This window comes from Salmonella sp. SAL4457 (assembly GCF_046548235.1).
Classification (GTDB): Bacteria; Pseudomonadota; Gammaproteobacteria; order Enterobacterales; family Enterobacteriaceae; genus Salmonella; species Salmonella enterica.
The window spans coordinates 1-249 of the sequence record NZ_JBGDZO010001010.1 but is presented as its reverse complement, the minus strand read 5'-3'; the positions used below and the strand labels follow the sequence as shown (position 1 = coordinate 249).

The following is a 249-nucleotide window of genomic DNA, read 5'->3' as shown; positions in this document are numbered from 1 at the left end:
CTTCAACAGCACCATGGCCACCAGCAACAAAGGTGCGGAGAACCTGACCTACTTCATCACCGACGGTAAGCCAACCTATTACCAGAGCGGGGAGTCCACCAACCCTAGCCTGTGGAAGAATGGCAAGAACCTGGATGATGTGGTCAACGTCAACAACTACAAGATGGGCGATACCTTCAGTGCCTGGGCCGACAGCACTCACAAGGTCGAGATCAGTAGCAGTGGCGTAGTCAAAGTGCTGACCTACAC

Annotated in this window: 1 protein-coding gene; it reads left to right on the top strand. The window is 53.8% G+C overall.

The window, feature by feature from the left end:
• Positions 1–249, top strand: a 249-nt coding sequence (locus ACLJNW_RS27210) for a hypothetical protein (protein WP_410961667.1), incomplete at both ends; no start/stop codon positions are given.